We start from the raw sequence: 13,406 nt of genomic DNA, 5'->3' as shown, positions 1-13,406 counted from the left end.
TTCAGAGGCGTTTTGTGCGACTGTGAGCCCGCCGGTAAAGCGCACATTTTTTCCGGTGGTGCCCTTTACCGGTGGCGGCGAACAAACTACCGGCTCAGAGCGCTTTTGCTTCATCTCCCTGCTCACGGTGCGACGTGCGCGTCTGGCCTGCTGGCGTCTGGCTGTCTGCGCGCTGAATCGGCCCCATCACCAGCAGAAACAGCAGGGCTGCAATAACGCAGTGCGCGCCGACAAACAGCAGGCCGACGCTGTAGCTGCCGGTCAGCCCGACAATAATGCCAAACAGCAGCGGCGTGATAAAGCCAGCCATATTCCCGATACCGTTGAAGATGGCGCCCGCCAGCCCCACCGCCTCTTTTGGCGCGGTGTCACTGACAATGGTCCAGGTGCCGGCACCGGCTGCCACTCCCTTGCCAAAGAAGGCGAAAGACATGATAGCGATAATGCCGGCGTTGGTCGGGATCACCGCGGCCAGCGTCAGCGAAGCCGCCATCAGCATACCGGCGATAAACGGCCCCTTGCGCGCCCAGGAGAGGCTCCAGCCGCGTGCCAGCAGCTTGTCAGAGAGAAAACCGCCGCTGATCCCGCCCAGGAAGCCAAACAGCGCGGGCGCAATCGTGGCAAACCCGGCATCCATAATATTCATACCGCGCGCCTGGACCAGGTAGATGGGAAACCAGGTAATAAAGAAATAGCTGAGCGCGATAGTGCAGTACTGTCCGAGGTAAACACACCACAGCATGCGGCTGCTGAGCAGCAGTTTAAACATGCGTTTATCAACCGGAGGACGGGCTTTCAGCGTCTCTGCGGCATCGATATCCACCAGCGCACCGCCCTGCTCGATGTAGTTCAGCTCGCTTTTTGACACGCGCGGATGCTGGCGCGGCGTGTGCATCCACGCCATCCAGACAAACACGGCCAGAATGCCGAGGGTGCCCAGCACAAAGAACGGCCATTCCCAGCCAAACCGCATGACCAGCCAGCCTGAGATCGGCGAAAAAATGGCGACGGCGAAATACTGGGCAGAGGCAAACAGCGATGAAGCGCGCCCGCGCTCGGCACCGGGAAACCACATAATGACCGCACGGGCGTTGGCGGGAAAGCTGGGTGCTTCTATCAGGCCCAGAGCAAAACGCAGCGCAAACATCAGCGTCAGCGTCATGGTCACGCCGGCTGAGAACTCACCGACAAAGCCCATCAGCAGCGTGGAGATCGACCAGAGCCCCAGCGTCACGCCGTAGACTTTTTTCGTGCCGAAACGGTCGAGCAGCAGGCCGCCGGGGATCTGACCAATCACGTAGGCCCAGCTGAAGGCGGAGAGGATCAGGCCAAGCTGGATCGCCGAAAGCCCGAACTCCTCTTTGATCGCGGAACCGGAGATCGACAGGATCGACCGGTCAGCATAGGCCACTACCGACAGAAACAGGATCAGACAGAGGATCCAGAGGCGCACACGGCTGGTTTCACTGCGGGTTTGACGTTGCAACATAGGCTCAGTTCCTTGAAAGGGAAGCGTCCTGCCGCGATGCGACAGGGGTCAGCAATACCGCGCAATCTTTACTGTTCAGCAACTATAGAAAGCGGTCTGGGGGGCGGTCATTGTGCGGTTGCAGGGATCGGCAGGTTAAAAACGTCCCCGCTTTTAGCGTTTGGCACAATGCAGCGTGCTGTGCCGCACAGATTGCCGATCTTTCTCCGGCGAGCGCTGCAGAGTGTGCGCCAGGCGAAAGAAAAGCGGGTTACTGCTGACTATGTACGGGCTGATATGTGCTCCCGGCAGCAAAACGCGCACCGGCAGATTGTCAGGTTTGTACGCCGATCGTAGTCTCAAATGGTTTCAACAGGTCATTTTTAACTCTACTGAAATATTTGTTCCAAACCCTTTTCTCTCATGCTCTGGAGTACGCAATGAAAATAGTAAAAGCGGTGCTGCTGGTGGGATTACTTTCGGCCTCTGCGTCGTCACTGGCGGATAAAATCGGCGTGTCGATGGCCTACTTTGATCAGAATTTTTTAACCATTATCCGCCAGTCGATCGATAAAGAGGCGAAAGCGCGCGGGCTGGAGGTACAGTTTGAGGATGCGCGCGGCGATGTCGGTCGTCAGACCGATCAGGTACAGAGTTTTATCGGCGCGGGCGTGGACGCCATTATTGTCGATCCGGTCGACTCGGCCAGCACGCCACAGCTTACCCGTCTGGCGCAGCAGGCAAAGATTCCGCTGGTGTATGTGAACCGTACGCCGGGCGATAAAGCGCTGCCGCCGGGCGTAGTGTTTGTTGGCTCAGATGAACGCGAATCCGGCACGCTGCAGATGGAAGCGCTGGCTAAGATGGCTAATTACAAAGGAAATGTGGCGATTATGATCGGCAATCTTACTGATGCCGGCGCTCTGCAGCGTACGAAGGATGTGGAGCAGGTCGTCGCGAAATATCCCGGTATGAAGGTGGTGCAGAAACAGCCCGCTAACTATGCACGCAACGAAGGCATGGATTTAATGCTCAACTGGCTTGGCAACGGCGAGTCGATTGATATCGTCGCAGCGAACAACGATGAGATGGCAATCGGCGCGGCAATGGCGCTGGCAAAAAGCAACAAAAAGCTGCTGATTGGCGGCATTGACGCCACGCCGGACGGACTGCAGGCGCTGGCGCAGGATAAAATTCAGGTCACCGTATTTCAGGACGCCATCGGCCAGGGCAAAACGTCTGTTGAGGTCGCACAAAAGCTGATCGGCGGTGAAAAGGTTGCCTCTCACGTCTGGATCCCGTTTGAGCTGGTCACTAAAGAGAATATGCAGAACTACGTTAAAAAGAGCCAGTAGCCCCGCCTGAGAACGCAGCAGAGCCGCCCGGTGCGGCAGCTCTGCTGTCAGGTCTTGTTTTCGCGCGCCTCAGCATGCGCGCGCACCGTCACTGACGGTCGCGCAGTTTCGCCATCACCACGATATCGTGATAGTCGCCATCGCGCAGGCAGGCCTGGCGCTTTACGCCCTCATGCTCAAAGCCCAGACGCGTATAGAGACGCAGCGCGCGCGCGTTGTCATGAAATGCCTCCAGCTCCACGCGGATAATTCCCATCCAGTTAAAGGCGTAGTCAAGCCCGGTGCGGATCAGCTGCTCGCCGATACCGCGTCCGGCAAACGCCGGATCAACGCTGATGCCAAAGCTCAGGCTGTGGCGGGTGCGCAGCCGCTGTTCGGTAAACAGCGTCAGTTCGCCCACCATCTGCCCCTCCAGCTCAGCGACAAACGCGATATAGCCTTCGGCATCCATACGCTCAAATTTTTTCTCCCACGTGGCTACGCTGGGAAAGGGTAGCTGCGTGGTCCAGCGATAGACCTCTGGCTGACTGTAGAGGCGCTGATAAGCCGCGGCGTCGCGCGGTTCGCGGCCGCGAATCTTTATCTCCATATCCGTGATCTCCGTCTGATTGCACTAAGCTGTTAACTCTGACCTTCCGGAAAGAGTGACCCTATGTTGTTTCGCCGTTTTGAACGTTTTATCAATATTTTCCAGGATGCACCAACGGATTCTCCCCCCGCCAGCCTCGGCGCGTTCTATCGCTACTATCTGCGTCAGGTATGGCCAGGTTTCGCCGCGCTGCTGGTGGTGGGTCTGGCACAGGCGCTGATTGAAGTCGCGCTGTTCAGCTATCTCAGCCGCATTATCGATCTCGTCAACCATGCCACGCCGGCGACGCTGTTCAGTGAACACTGGCCGGCGCTGCTCTGGATGGCGGCGGTAGCGCTGATCCTGCGGCCGGTGGTGATCGCCCTGCACGATCTGCTGGTGCATCAAAGCATTAACCCCGGCATGACCAGCATGATCCGCTGGCAGCATCATAACTATGTGCTGCGTCAGAGCCTTAACTTCTTTCAGAACGATTTTGCCGGGCGCATTGCCCAGCGCATCATGCAGACCGGCAACGCGCTGCGCGATTCGGCGGTACAGCTGGTGGATGCCATCTGGCACGTGGTGATCTATGCCGGTACCTCGCTGGTGCTGTTTGCGGAGGCGGACTGGCGGCTGATGATCCCGCTGGTGATCTGGCTGATTGCTTACAGCCTGTCACTGCGCTTTTTTGTGCCGCGCGTGAAGCAGCGTTCAGTGGTCTCCTCAGAGGCGCGATCGCGCCTGATGGGCACCATTGTGGATGGCTATACCAACATCGCCACCATCAAGCTGTTTGCGCATAACGATCTGGAGAAGCGCTACGCGCGCGAGGCGATTCAGGACCAGACAGACAAAACCCGTCACGCCAGTCGCATGGTGACCAGCATGGATATTACGCTCTCCACGCTGAATGGCCTGCTGATTGTCAGCACCTCCGGGCTGGCACTGTGGCTCTGGAGCCAGTCGCTGATCAGCGTCGGTGCCATTGCGCTGGCGACCGGGCTGGTGATCCGGCTGGTGAATATGTCCGGCTGGATCATGTGGGTGGTGAACGGTATTTTTGAAAATATCGGTATGGTACAGGATGGGCTGGGCACCATTGCGCAGCCGCTCAGCGTCCAGGATGCGCCGGCGGCACCACCGCTGCGGGTGACGCGCGGCCAGATCCGTTTTGAGGATGTGCGCTTTGATTATGGCAGCCATCGTCAGGTGATTAACCGGCTGAATCTGACCATTAAGCCAGGCGAAAAAATCGGCCTGATTGGCCCTTCCGGTGCCGGTAAATCCACGCTGGTGAATCTGCTGCTGCGCCTGTATGACCTCAACGGCGGACGCATTGCGATTGACGATCAGAATATTGCGGATGTCACCCAGACGAGCCTGCGCGGGCAGATTGGTATGATCACGCAGGATACTTCACTGCTGCACCGTTCCATCCGCGACAATCTCCTTTATGGTCGCCCGGACGCCACGGAAGCGGAGCTGCAGGCGGCGATTACGCAGGCGCGTGCCGATGAGTTTATTCCGCTGCTCTCTGATGCTCAGGGACGTACCGGGCTGGAGGCGCACGTTGGCGAGCGCGGCGTCAAGCTCTCCGGCGGCCAGCGGCAGCGTATCGCTATCGCCCGCGTGCTGCTCAAGGATGCGCCGATCCTGATTATGGATGAAGCCACTTCAGCGCTGGACTCCGAAGTGGAAGCAGCCATACAGGAGAGTCTGGAAAATCTGATGCAGGGCAAAACGGTGATCGCCATCGCCCATCGCCTGTCGACCATCGCGAAGATGGACCGGCTGGTAGTGCTGGAGCAGGGTGAGATCGTGGAGATGGGCAATCACCACGAGCTGCTGGCACAGAACGGCCTTTACGCCCGCCTGTGGCAGCATCAGACCGGCGGTTTCGTCGGCACCGATTAATCGCCGCGCCGGAACGGCAGGGCGGCGCGCGCCTCATCCGCCCAGTCGTGCACCCCTGCCCGTTCCTGCTGCAGAAAATCAGCCACCGCCGCGCGCAGTCCCGGATGCGCCAGATAGTGCCAGGAGTGCGTTATTACCGGTTCAAAACCGCGCACCAGCTTGTGCTCACCCTGCGCACCGGCATCAAAACGCTGTAGCCCTTCCGCGATAGCAAACTCCATACCCTGATAAAAACAGGTTTCAAAGTGCAGGCGGTCAAACTCCGCCAGACAGCCCCAGTAGCGGCCATACAGCGTGGTGCTGTCGCACAGATAAAAGGCCATCGCGGCAGGTTGTTCACCGAGCGTGGCGATAACCACGCGGATCGCCTGCGGCATACGCTCTGCCAGCAGACTGAAAAATGCGCGTGTCAGGTAAGGCCGCTGGCCGCGTACCGCGTAGGTGCTGACGTAGCAGGTGTAGACAAAATCCCACTGATCCTCCCGCAGTTCATCACCACGATACCAGCTAAACACAAAGCCGCTCTGCTGCACCAGCTCCCGCTCTTTACGCAGCTGCTTGCGTTTACGCGACATCAGCGTATCAAGGAAGTCAGCAAAGTCGCGGTAGTGACGGTTGTGCCAGTGATACTGCAGGCCAAGGCGCATCAGCCAGTCGGGCTGCTTTGCGATCAGGGCATTGGCGGGCGGCGTAGTGAAGTTGATATGCGCCCCGCTTATCTGTCGCGCCTGCAGCGCCTCCGGTAGCGCAGCTAGCAGCTGGCTGATAGCAGGCGCTTCGCCCAGCAGACGCTGCCCCGTCACCGGACTGAACGGAACCGCCCCGAGCCATTTCGGGTAGTAGCGGATCCCGGCACGCTGGCACGCTTCGGCCCAGGCCTGATCGAAGACATATTCGCCGCGCGAGTGGGATTTAACATAGCCCGGCAGTGCGGCACCGGTTTTGCCCTGTTCCCGCCAGAGCAGATGTGCCGGCTGCCAGCCCGTTTCAGCGCGTACGCTGCCGCTCTCCTCAAGGGTAGTCAGAAAGGCGTGGCGTAAAAAGGGCTGATCGTCAGGTAACAGCGCGTCCCATTCCGCGGCCGCGATCTCCGTCAGTGATGATAGAAAATGCAGTGACATGCAGCCCTCCCGGCCAGGGGCACCGTCACGGCACCCGGGTTAATGCGTATACGATACGTCACAGCGCCCTTTCTCGCCAGGATGCAGTGCTGCAGCCAGGGGCGCATTAATGCGCCCCCTACAATGGAATTCCCGTAGGGGCGCCATTAATGGCGCCCTGGGTTGATGCGCGTGCGGACTGTGGCCAGGGGCGCATTAATGCGCCCCCTACGATGGAAACCCGGCCCCTTACAACGCGATCCCCGTAGGGGCGCCATTAATGGCGCCCTGGGTTAATGCGCGTGCGGGACGTGATGACGCCATTAATGACGTCCTGGGTTAATGCGCTTGCGGGCTGTGGCCAGGGGCGCATTAATGCGCCCCCTACGATGGAATCCCACCCCCTACAACGTAATCCCCGTAGGGGCGCCATTAATGGCGCCCTGGGTTGATGCGCGTGCAGGCTGTGGCCAGGGGCGCATTAATGCGCCCCCTACGATGGAATCCTGCCCCCTACGATGGAATCCCCGTATAAATGTGCTCCTTACAGGGGCGCGGGTTGATCGTATACTCTGCCTTTGCCCTGCCTGGAGAGATGATGGATCGACTCGATTGTGACCGGATGTTTGTTGCTGTACTGGAGGCGGGCAGCTTTGCCGCTGCGGCGATGCGCCTTGGCACCAGCAGCGGGCAGGCGTCAAAACTGGTGTCGCGGCTTGAACAGCTGCTGGGCGTTCAGCTGCTCAAACGTACTACGCGGGCACTCTCTCCGACCGATGCGGGCCGCGCTTACTATGAGCGCATAAAAACGCTGCTGGATGCGTTTGATGCGCTGGATGACGCTATGCGCGAAAATGCCAGCCTGCCTTCTGGCCGGCTGCGCATCAGCGCGCCAGGCACGTTTGGGACGGCGGTGCTGGCACCGGTGCTGGTCGCGTTTGCCCGCCACTATCCGCTTATTGAGCTGGACGTCAGCTTTTCCGATCGCGCCGTGAATATCGTGGATGAAGGATTCGATCTGGCGGTGCGCATTGGCCATCTCGATGACAGCAGCCTGATTGCCCGACGACTGGGTGACGTGCCGGTGCATATAGCCGCATCACCTGCATACCTGCACCAGCACGGCACGCCACAGCACTGGCGCGATCTTGCCCGGCACCAGTGCATCAGCGACACCAACTTTCGCGATCCGTGGAACTGGCCTTTTATAACGGCAGCGGGCGACAGCGCAACGGTACCGATTCGCGGCCGCCTCTGTTTTTCCAATACCGAAGCGTGCCTGCATGCCGCTATCGCCGGACTCGGCATCGCCCGCCTGCCCGGCTTTATCGCCACGCCAGCCCTGCAGCGCAAAGAGATTATTCCGCTGCTGGCGGAGTTTGCACCGCCGCCCATGGGACTCTTTGCACTTTATCCCTCTGCCCGTTTTCTGGCGCAAAAAACCCGGCTGCTGATCGATTTTCTGGCCAGACATTTTCTCCACCAACCGCCTGTGTGATTACTTCCATTTCGGAAAGAATGAAAGCCGTTTTGCCTGGATTATCACCAGGCCTGCGGCGCGCTACTCTCTGCGCCCTGATGATAAAGGAGCAGCGTTATGTTAGTGAATGGCAAATGGAGCGAAGCCTGGCATCCCGTACAGGCCACCGATCGGCAGGGCGGATTTGTACGCCAGACCTCACAGTTCCGTCACTGGATCAGTGCCGATGGCACAACTGAATTTGCCGCAGAGCCGGATCGCTACCATCTCTACGTAGCGCTGATCTGCCCATGGGCATCACGCACGCTGATTGCGCGTAGCCTGAAAGGTCTCGGGCAGGTTATCACGGTTTCCGTGGTTGAACCGCAGCTGGGCAGCGCAGGCTGGCGCTTTGGCGATTACCCGGGGGCGCAGCGCGACACGCTGAACCAAGCTGACTATCTGCATGAGCTTTATACCCGCGCCGATGCCGGTTTTACCGGGCGCGCTACCGTACCGGTTCTGTGGGATAAAAAGACGCAGACGATTGTGAATAATGAGTCGGCCGATATTCTGCGCATGCTGAACAGCGGCTTTGGCGATCTGGCAGACGATCGTCTGGATCTCTATCCTGCCGATCTGCGCACGGAGATCGATGCGCTGAATGAAACGATCTACACCCGGTTAAACAACGGTGTCTACCGCACCGGCTTTGCCACCACCCAGGTGAGCTATCAGCAGGCCTTCAGCGATGTCTTTGCGCAGCTGGATGAGCTGGAAACGTTGCTGAAAGATGGCCGTACCTTTGTGCTGGGCGAACGCCTGACAGAAACCGACATCCGGCTGTTTGTCACGCTGATTCGTTTTGACGCCGCCTACTATGGCCTGTTCAAATGCAATCTGCGCCGTCTGTGTGACTATCCGCTGCTGGATCGCTATCTTAAAAGCGTTCTGGCGGTATCGGGTATCCGGCAGACGGTGAATATGGACCATATCAAACAGGGCTACTATTCCATTAAGGCACTGAACCCCAACGGCATTGTGCCCGCCGGGCCGGATATGGCAGCGTACGGTTTTTAAGGAGCAGGCATGGCAAACGCACTGGTTATTTTTCTGCATGGCGTCGGCAGCAGTGGCGACGATCTCGCGGCGCTGGGTGAGCACTGGGCCGGGCTGCTGCCCGACGTGGCGTTTGCCTCACCTGACGCCCCCTGGCCGTTTGAGCATGCGATGGGCTATCAGTGGTTCAGCCTGACCGGCATTACGCCGGAGAATCGTCCGGCCCGCGTGCGCGCAGCACGCGATGCGTTCGACGATACGCTGCAGCGCCTGATGGCGCAGCACGGTATGCCGGATGCCTGGGATAAGGTTATCCTGGTCGGTTTCTCACAGGGATCGATCATGGCGCTGGATGCGCTGGCCTCAGGACGCTACCCGCTGGCCGGCGTGGTGGCATTTTCCGGCCGGCTGGCCTTTGATGAGACGCTGACCCCGCAGCCCTGTGCCTCCGCGCTACTAATCCACGGCAAAGCGGATGATGTGATCCCTTTCAGCGAAACAGAATCTGCCATCAGCCGCTTACAGGCGGCAGGCGTTAACGTGACGGCCGCGTTTGAGGCCACCACCGGCCACACCATCTCGCCGCAGGGCGCAAGAGAGGCGGTAACGTATATTGCGCAGTGCCTGCAGGATTAGCGCCAGCAGCGATTCAGTGCCTGCCAGGCACGCCGCGCGCTCTCTGTCGCTGGCTGCGCTTTCAGCTGGTCATTGAACACTTCAATACCGACCGGACCGCAATAACCGGCACGCTGCAGCCGGCTGACAAAGCTGGCCACATCGATAATGCCGTCGCCCGGCAGCAGCCGCTGATGACGCGCATAGTCACTCAGCGCCTGATTATTCTGCGGCGGCTGTTCAGCCATATCGCACAGCTGAACTTCATAAATGCGATCAACCGGGATGCCCTCAAGGTGTGAGGCGTCGCCATCCAGCGCACAGATATGAAACAGATCCACCACCAGCCCGACGTTGGGCAGGTCAAGACGCTGCAGGCGCTGCCAGGCGAGCGGCAGCGTATTATCCACGCTGCTCCACGCCATGGGTTCATACATGATACGCATATCATGGCGCGCCGCTTCCGCCGCCAGCCAGCGCAAATCATCATCAATACGTTCCGGGATACAGTCCTGCCGCGTGGTGGCAGGTGCCTGAATGGTGTCGCAGCCAATCGCGTGCGCTAACCGGATAAACTGCTGCAGCTCCTCGCGTTTTTGCCGGCGCTCATGGTCCGGGGCGCCGGTAAAATCGCGCAGCACCTGCAGATTAGTAAAACGGATGGCAGAGTGCGCTAAGTGCGCCGTCTCCATGTTTTCCACATCCTCGCGCCAGATCTCGGCCTGATCAAAACCTGCATCCTGTGCCGCGTGCAGCTTTGCTGCAGGCTCGCCCTGCAGCAATACCAGATTAAGGAAGAGTGGATTACCCGGCATGGTTACGCTCCTTTGCAGTTGAATAAAATCCTCCCTGCCGGGCCACGGTCAGGCGCTCAGCCGAGCAGGTTAACCACTGCAAAGCCTGCAAAAGTCATCAGCAGCGACCCCACAACATGCACCATCACGCTCGACATTGCCCACAGGTATTTACCTGATTGTAGCAGGCTGACAATTTCTGCTGAAAAGGTAGAAAACGTGGTCAGGCCGCCACACAGTCCGGTAACGATCAGCAGTTTCCATGCCGGATCAAGCTGCGGGTAGCGCATAAACCACGCCAGGGCGGCACCGATGATAAACCCGCCCACCAGGTTGACGATCAGCGTGCCTGGTGGCAAATCAGGAAACAGTGCGTTAAAACGCAGCGAGATAAGCCAGCGCAGGGTGCAGCCAGCAGCTCCGCCAGCCATCACAGCACACAGCGACTTCAGCATAATTTGATCTCCGGAGTGAAGCGTGCGTAAAGGCAGCAGGAAAAGAAAAACGCCTGACCCGCCGCCCTGTCCGCACAGGAATAAGCGTATAGTCAGGCGTCATCAGCCGTCTGAAAACAGCGGCGGTTGGATCAGGTGGTACGCCATCACCCGTACTGAGATAATACGCTATCGCCGGTAAACGGTCACCCTTCAGACCGCTGTGCCGGGTGCCGGTCAGGCCACCCGATGACGCAGACGACCGATTTTTTCAATCTCCACTTCAATCTCATCGCCCGGGAACATAAACAGCGGTGGCGTACGCTTTTTGCCGACGCCGCCCGGCGAGCCGGTAATAATAACGTCTCCCGGAGAGAGCGGGCTAAAGGCAGAGATGTACTCAATAATCTTCGCCACCGGATGCACCATGCTGGCCGTGGTGTCATTCTGCACTTCACGCTGATTGAGCCAGGTTTTGATCGCCAGCTGCTGCGGATCGGGGATCTCATCAGCCGTGGTCATCCACGGGCCAAAACCGCCGGTCTGCTGCCAGTTTTTTCCGGCGGTAAACCAGGTAAACTGCATATCGCGAACCGTGGCATCCATAAAGCAGCTATAGCCCGCCACATACGACAGCGCGTCGCCCGCCGTTACCTGCGAGGCGGTTTTGCCGATAATAACGGCGAGTTCGCCCTCATAATCAAATTCTGCCGTGGTCGCGGGCTTCAGCAGCGGCTGCTCATGCGCCGCCAGGGAGTCAGCAAAACGAACAAACAGCGTGGGCGCATCCAGCGTTTCCGCAAATTCTTTACGTTTGTCCGCATAGTTCATGCCGACGCAAAAAACTTTGCCGGGCTGCTCAATCACCGGCAGAAAACGAATGGCACTAAACGCATGATCCACTGGCTGATGCTGAAATGCGGCCAGATCGCTGATACCGCCGCGGGCCAGCAGGGTTTTCAGGTCGGGACAGGCAGCACCCAGGCGCAGTCCCAGATCGACAACACCCTCTTTCTGCACAATGCCATAGCTTTTGCGTGCACAATCAATGATATAAAAACTGCAAAGCTGCATAACCGCCTCGTTGTAATAAGAAATGGCGCGCAGCGTATCAAAAGCCAGCCGGAAATGCGGTATGACCTGCAAAGAAAGTGGTGAAGGTTTGTGTCAGTCTGTGCACGGGAAAGCACAAAGAGGGGGGTGATAATCATCCTTCGATCCCTGAAGGCGATTATCGAGGGTAACTCTGGACGCTTAAGACAGCGCGCCCGGCGGTACGTGTTTAAACGTTGCGACATAGGCACGAAACACATAACGGAAAAAAGCTTTCATGACACACCTGACTCAAATATTGTTGAAAAATTACGCGCAAATTATAGCGGCAGCGCGTTTTTCATGCAATTTTATTTGAGCCAGATCACAAAATTGCCGTTCAGCTCATCAATCCCAGGTGCTCAATCAGAATGGTGCTGCCGATACAGATCAGTACGACACCGCCCAGAACTTCTGCCCATTTTCCCAGAACCGGGCCGATAAAGCGCCCGACCAGCACACCGGTCGTCGCCATCAGCGTAGTGGCTGCACCGATGGTCAGCGCAGTAAACAGAATATTCACCTGCAGGAAAGCGAGACCCACGCCCACGGCCAGCGCATCGAGGCTGGTGGCAACCGCCGTCAGCGCCAGCACCATAAAACCGTGCTGCTGCGGCGCTTCGCAGGGCTCATCTGCCGTCTGCCGGAAACCTTCCATAATCATCCGGCCGCCCAGTACGCTAAGCAGACCAAAGGCCACCCAGTGATCCCACGCCATGATGTAGTGACTGGCCGCCAGCCCGATAGCCCAGCCAATAAGCGGCGTCAGCATTTCGATTGCACCAAAAATCAGGCCAGTGCGTAAGGCTTCTTTTATTCCCGGACGGTGCAACGACGCACCTTTCCCCAGTGCAGCGGCAAAGGCGTCCATTGACATGCCAAAAGCCAGGATCAGGGTTGCAATGAATGTCATGGGTTTTTAGCCAGTTAACGAACAAATGCGGAAATTCTCTGCTTTGTTCGTGCTCATTATTCAGTCATGAAAAAGTGCGCGCAGTCTAACATGCAAAACACTCAAAAAAAAGACAACAAAATCAGGGGTTTAAGTATAGCAAAGGCTATAACTCTTAACGATCGCTATTTTTACCGCTAAGTTAATGGAATCGAAGAAATTTCCTGACGCCATTTGATTCACAGATTGCACTGCCCGCCCCTTTTATGCGCTAATGCCCGCGCAATATTGACAGGAAAAGCGCGATGAAAAACCCTTTTGAAACATTGATTATTCCAGGCGGGATCCTGCTGCTGGGCTTTCTTTCGGCGCTTCTGCTGCCGGCACCCTCTTTTGGTCTGATATGGGCGCAGCGTTTGCAGCAAAGCTTACACCTGCAGGATCTTAATCAGCTTTATACGCTGGTATTCTGCCTGTGGTTTCTGCTGCTGGGCACGCTGGAGTTTTTTGTTATTCGTTTTGTCTGGCGTCGCTGGTTTCAGATGCGCTGAACCTGCTCTAAGGAGAAACGCCCGTTAAAATCAGAATCACAGAAATGTAACACTATTTTTACACAAACGGGCGACATATCGCGCAACAAAAAATCCCTGATT

At 57.8% G+C, this 13,406-nt stretch carries 13 protein-coding genes and 1 riboswitch; of the genes, 6 read left to right on the top strand and 7 right to left on the bottom strand.

The window, feature by feature from the left end; translation table 11 throughout:
- Window positions 1–94: 94 nt before the first annotated feature.
- Window positions 95–1,489, bottom strand: a complete 1,395-nt coding sequence (locus tag BBA90_RS07040; protein WP_065648509.1) for an MFS transporter — start codon at window positions 1,487–1,489, stop codon at window positions 95–97.
- 419 nt (window positions 1,490–1,908) lie between these two features.
- Here BBA90_RS07040 and BBA90_RS07035 point away from each other — a divergent pair, with 419 nt between their 5' ends.
- Entirely contained in the window at window positions 1,909–2,823 is a 915-nt protein-coding gene (locus BBA90_RS07035) for a sugar ABC transporter substrate-binding protein (RefSeq protein WP_065648508.1), read from the top strand.
- Between the two features lie 88 nt (window positions 2,824–2,911).
- Here the strand turns inward: BBA90_RS07035 and BBA90_RS07030 are convergent, their stop codons facing one another.
- Window positions 2,912–3,412: a GNAT family N-acetyltransferase gene (locus tag BBA90_RS07030; RefSeq protein ID WP_065648507.1), complete on the bottom strand. Its 501-nt coding sequence runs from the start codon at window positions 3,410–3,412 to the stop codon at window positions 2,912–2,914.
- Window positions 3,413–3,475: 63 nt separating this feature from the next.
- Between BBA90_RS07030 and BBA90_RS07025 the strand changes: the two genes are divergently transcribed.
- On the top strand, window positions 3,476–5,308 hold the full coding sequence (locus BBA90_RS07025; RefSeq protein WP_065648506.1) for an ABC transporter ATP-binding protein: 1,833 nt from the start codon (window positions 3,476–3,478) through the stop codon (window positions 5,306–5,308).
- Here BBA90_RS07025 and BBA90_RS07020 read toward each other — a convergent pair.
- Window positions 5,305–6,429 carry a GNAT family N-acetyltransferase gene (locus BBA90_RS07020; RefSeq protein WP_065648505.1) on the bottom strand — a complete coding sequence of 375 codons (1,125 nt, stop codon included), beginning with the start codon at window positions 6,427–6,429 and terminating at the stop codon, window positions 5,305–5,307. The two genes, BBA90_RS07025 and BBA90_RS07020, sit on opposite strands and share 4 nt — an antisense overlap.
- A gap of 577 nt (window positions 6,430–7,006) precedes the next feature.
- Between BBA90_RS07020 and BBA90_RS07015 the strand changes: the two genes are divergently transcribed.
- The 3 genes from BBA90_RS07015 to BBA90_RS07005 all read left to right on the top strand — a co-directional run bounded on the left by BBA90_RS07015 (window position 7,007) and on the right by BBA90_RS07005 (window position 9,562).
- Complete coding sequence (locus tag BBA90_RS07015; RefSeq protein WP_065648504.1) at window positions 7,007–7,906, top strand: LysR family transcriptional regulator; 900 nt, start codon at window positions 7,007–7,009, stop codon at window positions 7,904–7,906.
- A gap of 99 nt (window positions 7,907–8,005) precedes the next feature.
- On the top strand, window positions 8,006–8,947 hold the full coding sequence (locus BBA90_RS07010) for a glutathione S-transferase family protein (RefSeq protein ID WP_065648503.1): 942 nt from the start codon (window positions 8,006–8,008) through the stop codon (window positions 8,945–8,947).
- Between the two features lie 9 nt (window positions 8,948–8,956).
- Window positions 8,957–9,562, top strand: a complete 606-nt coding sequence (locus tag BBA90_RS07005) for an alpha/beta hydrolase (protein ID WP_065648502.1) — start codon at window positions 8,957–8,959, stop codon at window positions 9,560–9,562.
- Here the strand turns inward: BBA90_RS07005 and BBA90_RS07000 are convergent.
- From BBA90_RS07000 to mntP, 4 genes are all read right to left on the bottom strand, one after another.
- A complete protein-coding gene (locus BBA90_RS07000) occupies window positions 9,559–10,356 on the bottom strand; it encodes a sugar phosphate isomerase/epimerase family protein (RefSeq protein ID WP_065648501.1) in 798 nt (265 codons plus the stop codon). The two genes, BBA90_RS07005 and BBA90_RS07000, sit on opposite strands and share 4 nt — an antisense overlap.
- Before the next feature lie 56 nt (window positions 10,357–10,412).
- Window positions 10,413–10,790 carry a fluoride efflux transporter CrcB gene (gene crcB, locus BBA90_RS06995; protein WP_065648500.1) on the bottom strand — a complete coding sequence of 126 codons (378 nt, stop codon included), beginning with the start codon at window positions 10,788–10,790 and terminating at the stop codon, window positions 10,413–10,415.
- Between the two features lie 86 nt (window positions 10,791–10,876).
- Window positions 10,877–10,950: riboswitch (Fluoride riboswitch) on the bottom strand.
- 56 nt (window positions 10,951–11,006) lie between these two features.
- The gene (locus BBA90_RS06990; protein ID WP_065650421.1) at window positions 11,007–11,843 is read right to left on the bottom strand and encodes a fumarylacetoacetate hydrolase family protein; all 837 of its coding nucleotides are present in this window, start codon (window positions 11,841–11,843) and stop codon (window positions 11,007–11,009) included.
- Between the two features lie 358 nt (window positions 11,844–12,201).
- Window positions 12,202–12,774, bottom strand: coding sequence for a manganese efflux pump MntP (mntP, locus tag BBA90_RS06985; protein ID WP_039381085.1), 573 nt, complete (start codon window positions 12,772–12,774; stop codon window positions 12,202–12,204).
- 284 nt (window positions 12,775–13,058) lie between these two features.
- On the opposite strand from mntP, the gene BBA90_RS06980 reads away from it, so the two are divergent.
- Window positions 13,059–13,304 carry a DUF1158 domain-containing protein gene (locus tag BBA90_RS06980; protein WP_065648499.1) on the top strand — a complete coding sequence of 82 codons (246 nt, stop codon included), beginning with the start codon at window positions 13,059–13,061 and terminating at the stop codon, window positions 13,302–13,304.
- Window positions 13,305–13,406: the final 102 nt, after the last annotated feature.

Origin of the sequence: Pantoea eucrina (genome assembly GCF_001691555.1) — a bacterium.
Taxonomy (GTDB): Bacteria; Pseudomonadota; Gammaproteobacteria; order Enterobacterales; family Enterobacteriaceae; genus Pantoea; species Pantoea borealis.
Note: the sequence above shows the minus strand (reverse complement) of the source record. Positions and strands in the feature narration are given on the sequence as shown.

What these genes read in the sequence shown, in the direction of transcription:
- BBA90_RS07040 (WP_065648509.1), bottom strand. Translation starts at nt 1,489, where the DNA reads ATGTTGCAACGTCAAACCCGCAGTGAAACCAGCCGTGTGCGCCTCTGG.
- BBA90_RS07035 (WP_065648508.1), top strand. Translation starts at nt 1,909, where the DNA reads ATGAAAATAGTAAAAGCGGTGCTGCTGGTGGGATTACTTTCGGCCTCT.
- BBA90_RS07030 (WP_065648507.1), bottom strand. Translation starts at nt 3,412, where the DNA reads ATGGAGATAAAGATTCGCGGCCGCGAACCGCGCGACGCCGCGGCTTAT.
- BBA90_RS07025 (WP_065648506.1), top strand. Translation starts at nt 3,476, where the DNA reads ATGTTGTTTCGCCGTTTTGAACGTTTTATCAATATTTTCCAGGATGCA.
- BBA90_RS07020 (WP_065648505.1), bottom strand. Translation starts at nt 6,429, where the DNA reads ATGTCACTGCATTTTCTATCATCACTGACGGAGATCGCGGCCGCGGAA.
- BBA90_RS07015 (WP_065648504.1), top strand. Translation starts at nt 7,007, where the DNA reads ATGGATCGACTCGATTGTGACCGGATGTTTGTTGCTGTACTGGAGGCG.
- BBA90_RS07010 (WP_065648503.1), top strand. Translation starts at nt 8,006, where the DNA reads ATGTTAGTGAATGGCAAATGGAGCGAAGCCTGGCATCCCGTACAGGCC.
- BBA90_RS07005 (WP_065648502.1), top strand. Translation starts at nt 8,957, where the DNA reads ATGGCAAACGCACTGGTTATTTTTCTGCATGGCGTCGGCAGCAGTGGC.
- BBA90_RS07000 (WP_065648501.1), bottom strand. Translation starts at nt 10,356, where the DNA reads ATGCCGGGTAATCCACTCTTCCTTAATCTGGTATTGCTGCAGGGCGAG.
- crcB (WP_065648500.1), bottom strand. Translation starts at nt 10,790, where the DNA reads ATGCTGAAGTCGCTGTGTGCTGTGATGGCTGGCGGAGCTGCTGGCTGC.
- BBA90_RS06990 (WP_065650421.1), bottom strand. Translation starts at nt 11,843, where the DNA reads ATGCAGCTTTGCAGTTTTTATATCATTGATTGTGCACGCAAAAGCTAT.
- mntP (WP_039381085.1), bottom strand. Translation starts at nt 12,774, where the DNA reads ATGACATTCATTGCAACCCTGATCCTGGCTTTTGGCATGTCAATGGAC.
- BBA90_RS06980 (WP_065648499.1), top strand. Translation starts at nt 13,059, where the DNA reads ATGAAAAACCCTTTTGAAACATTGATTATTCCAGGCGGGATCCTGCTG.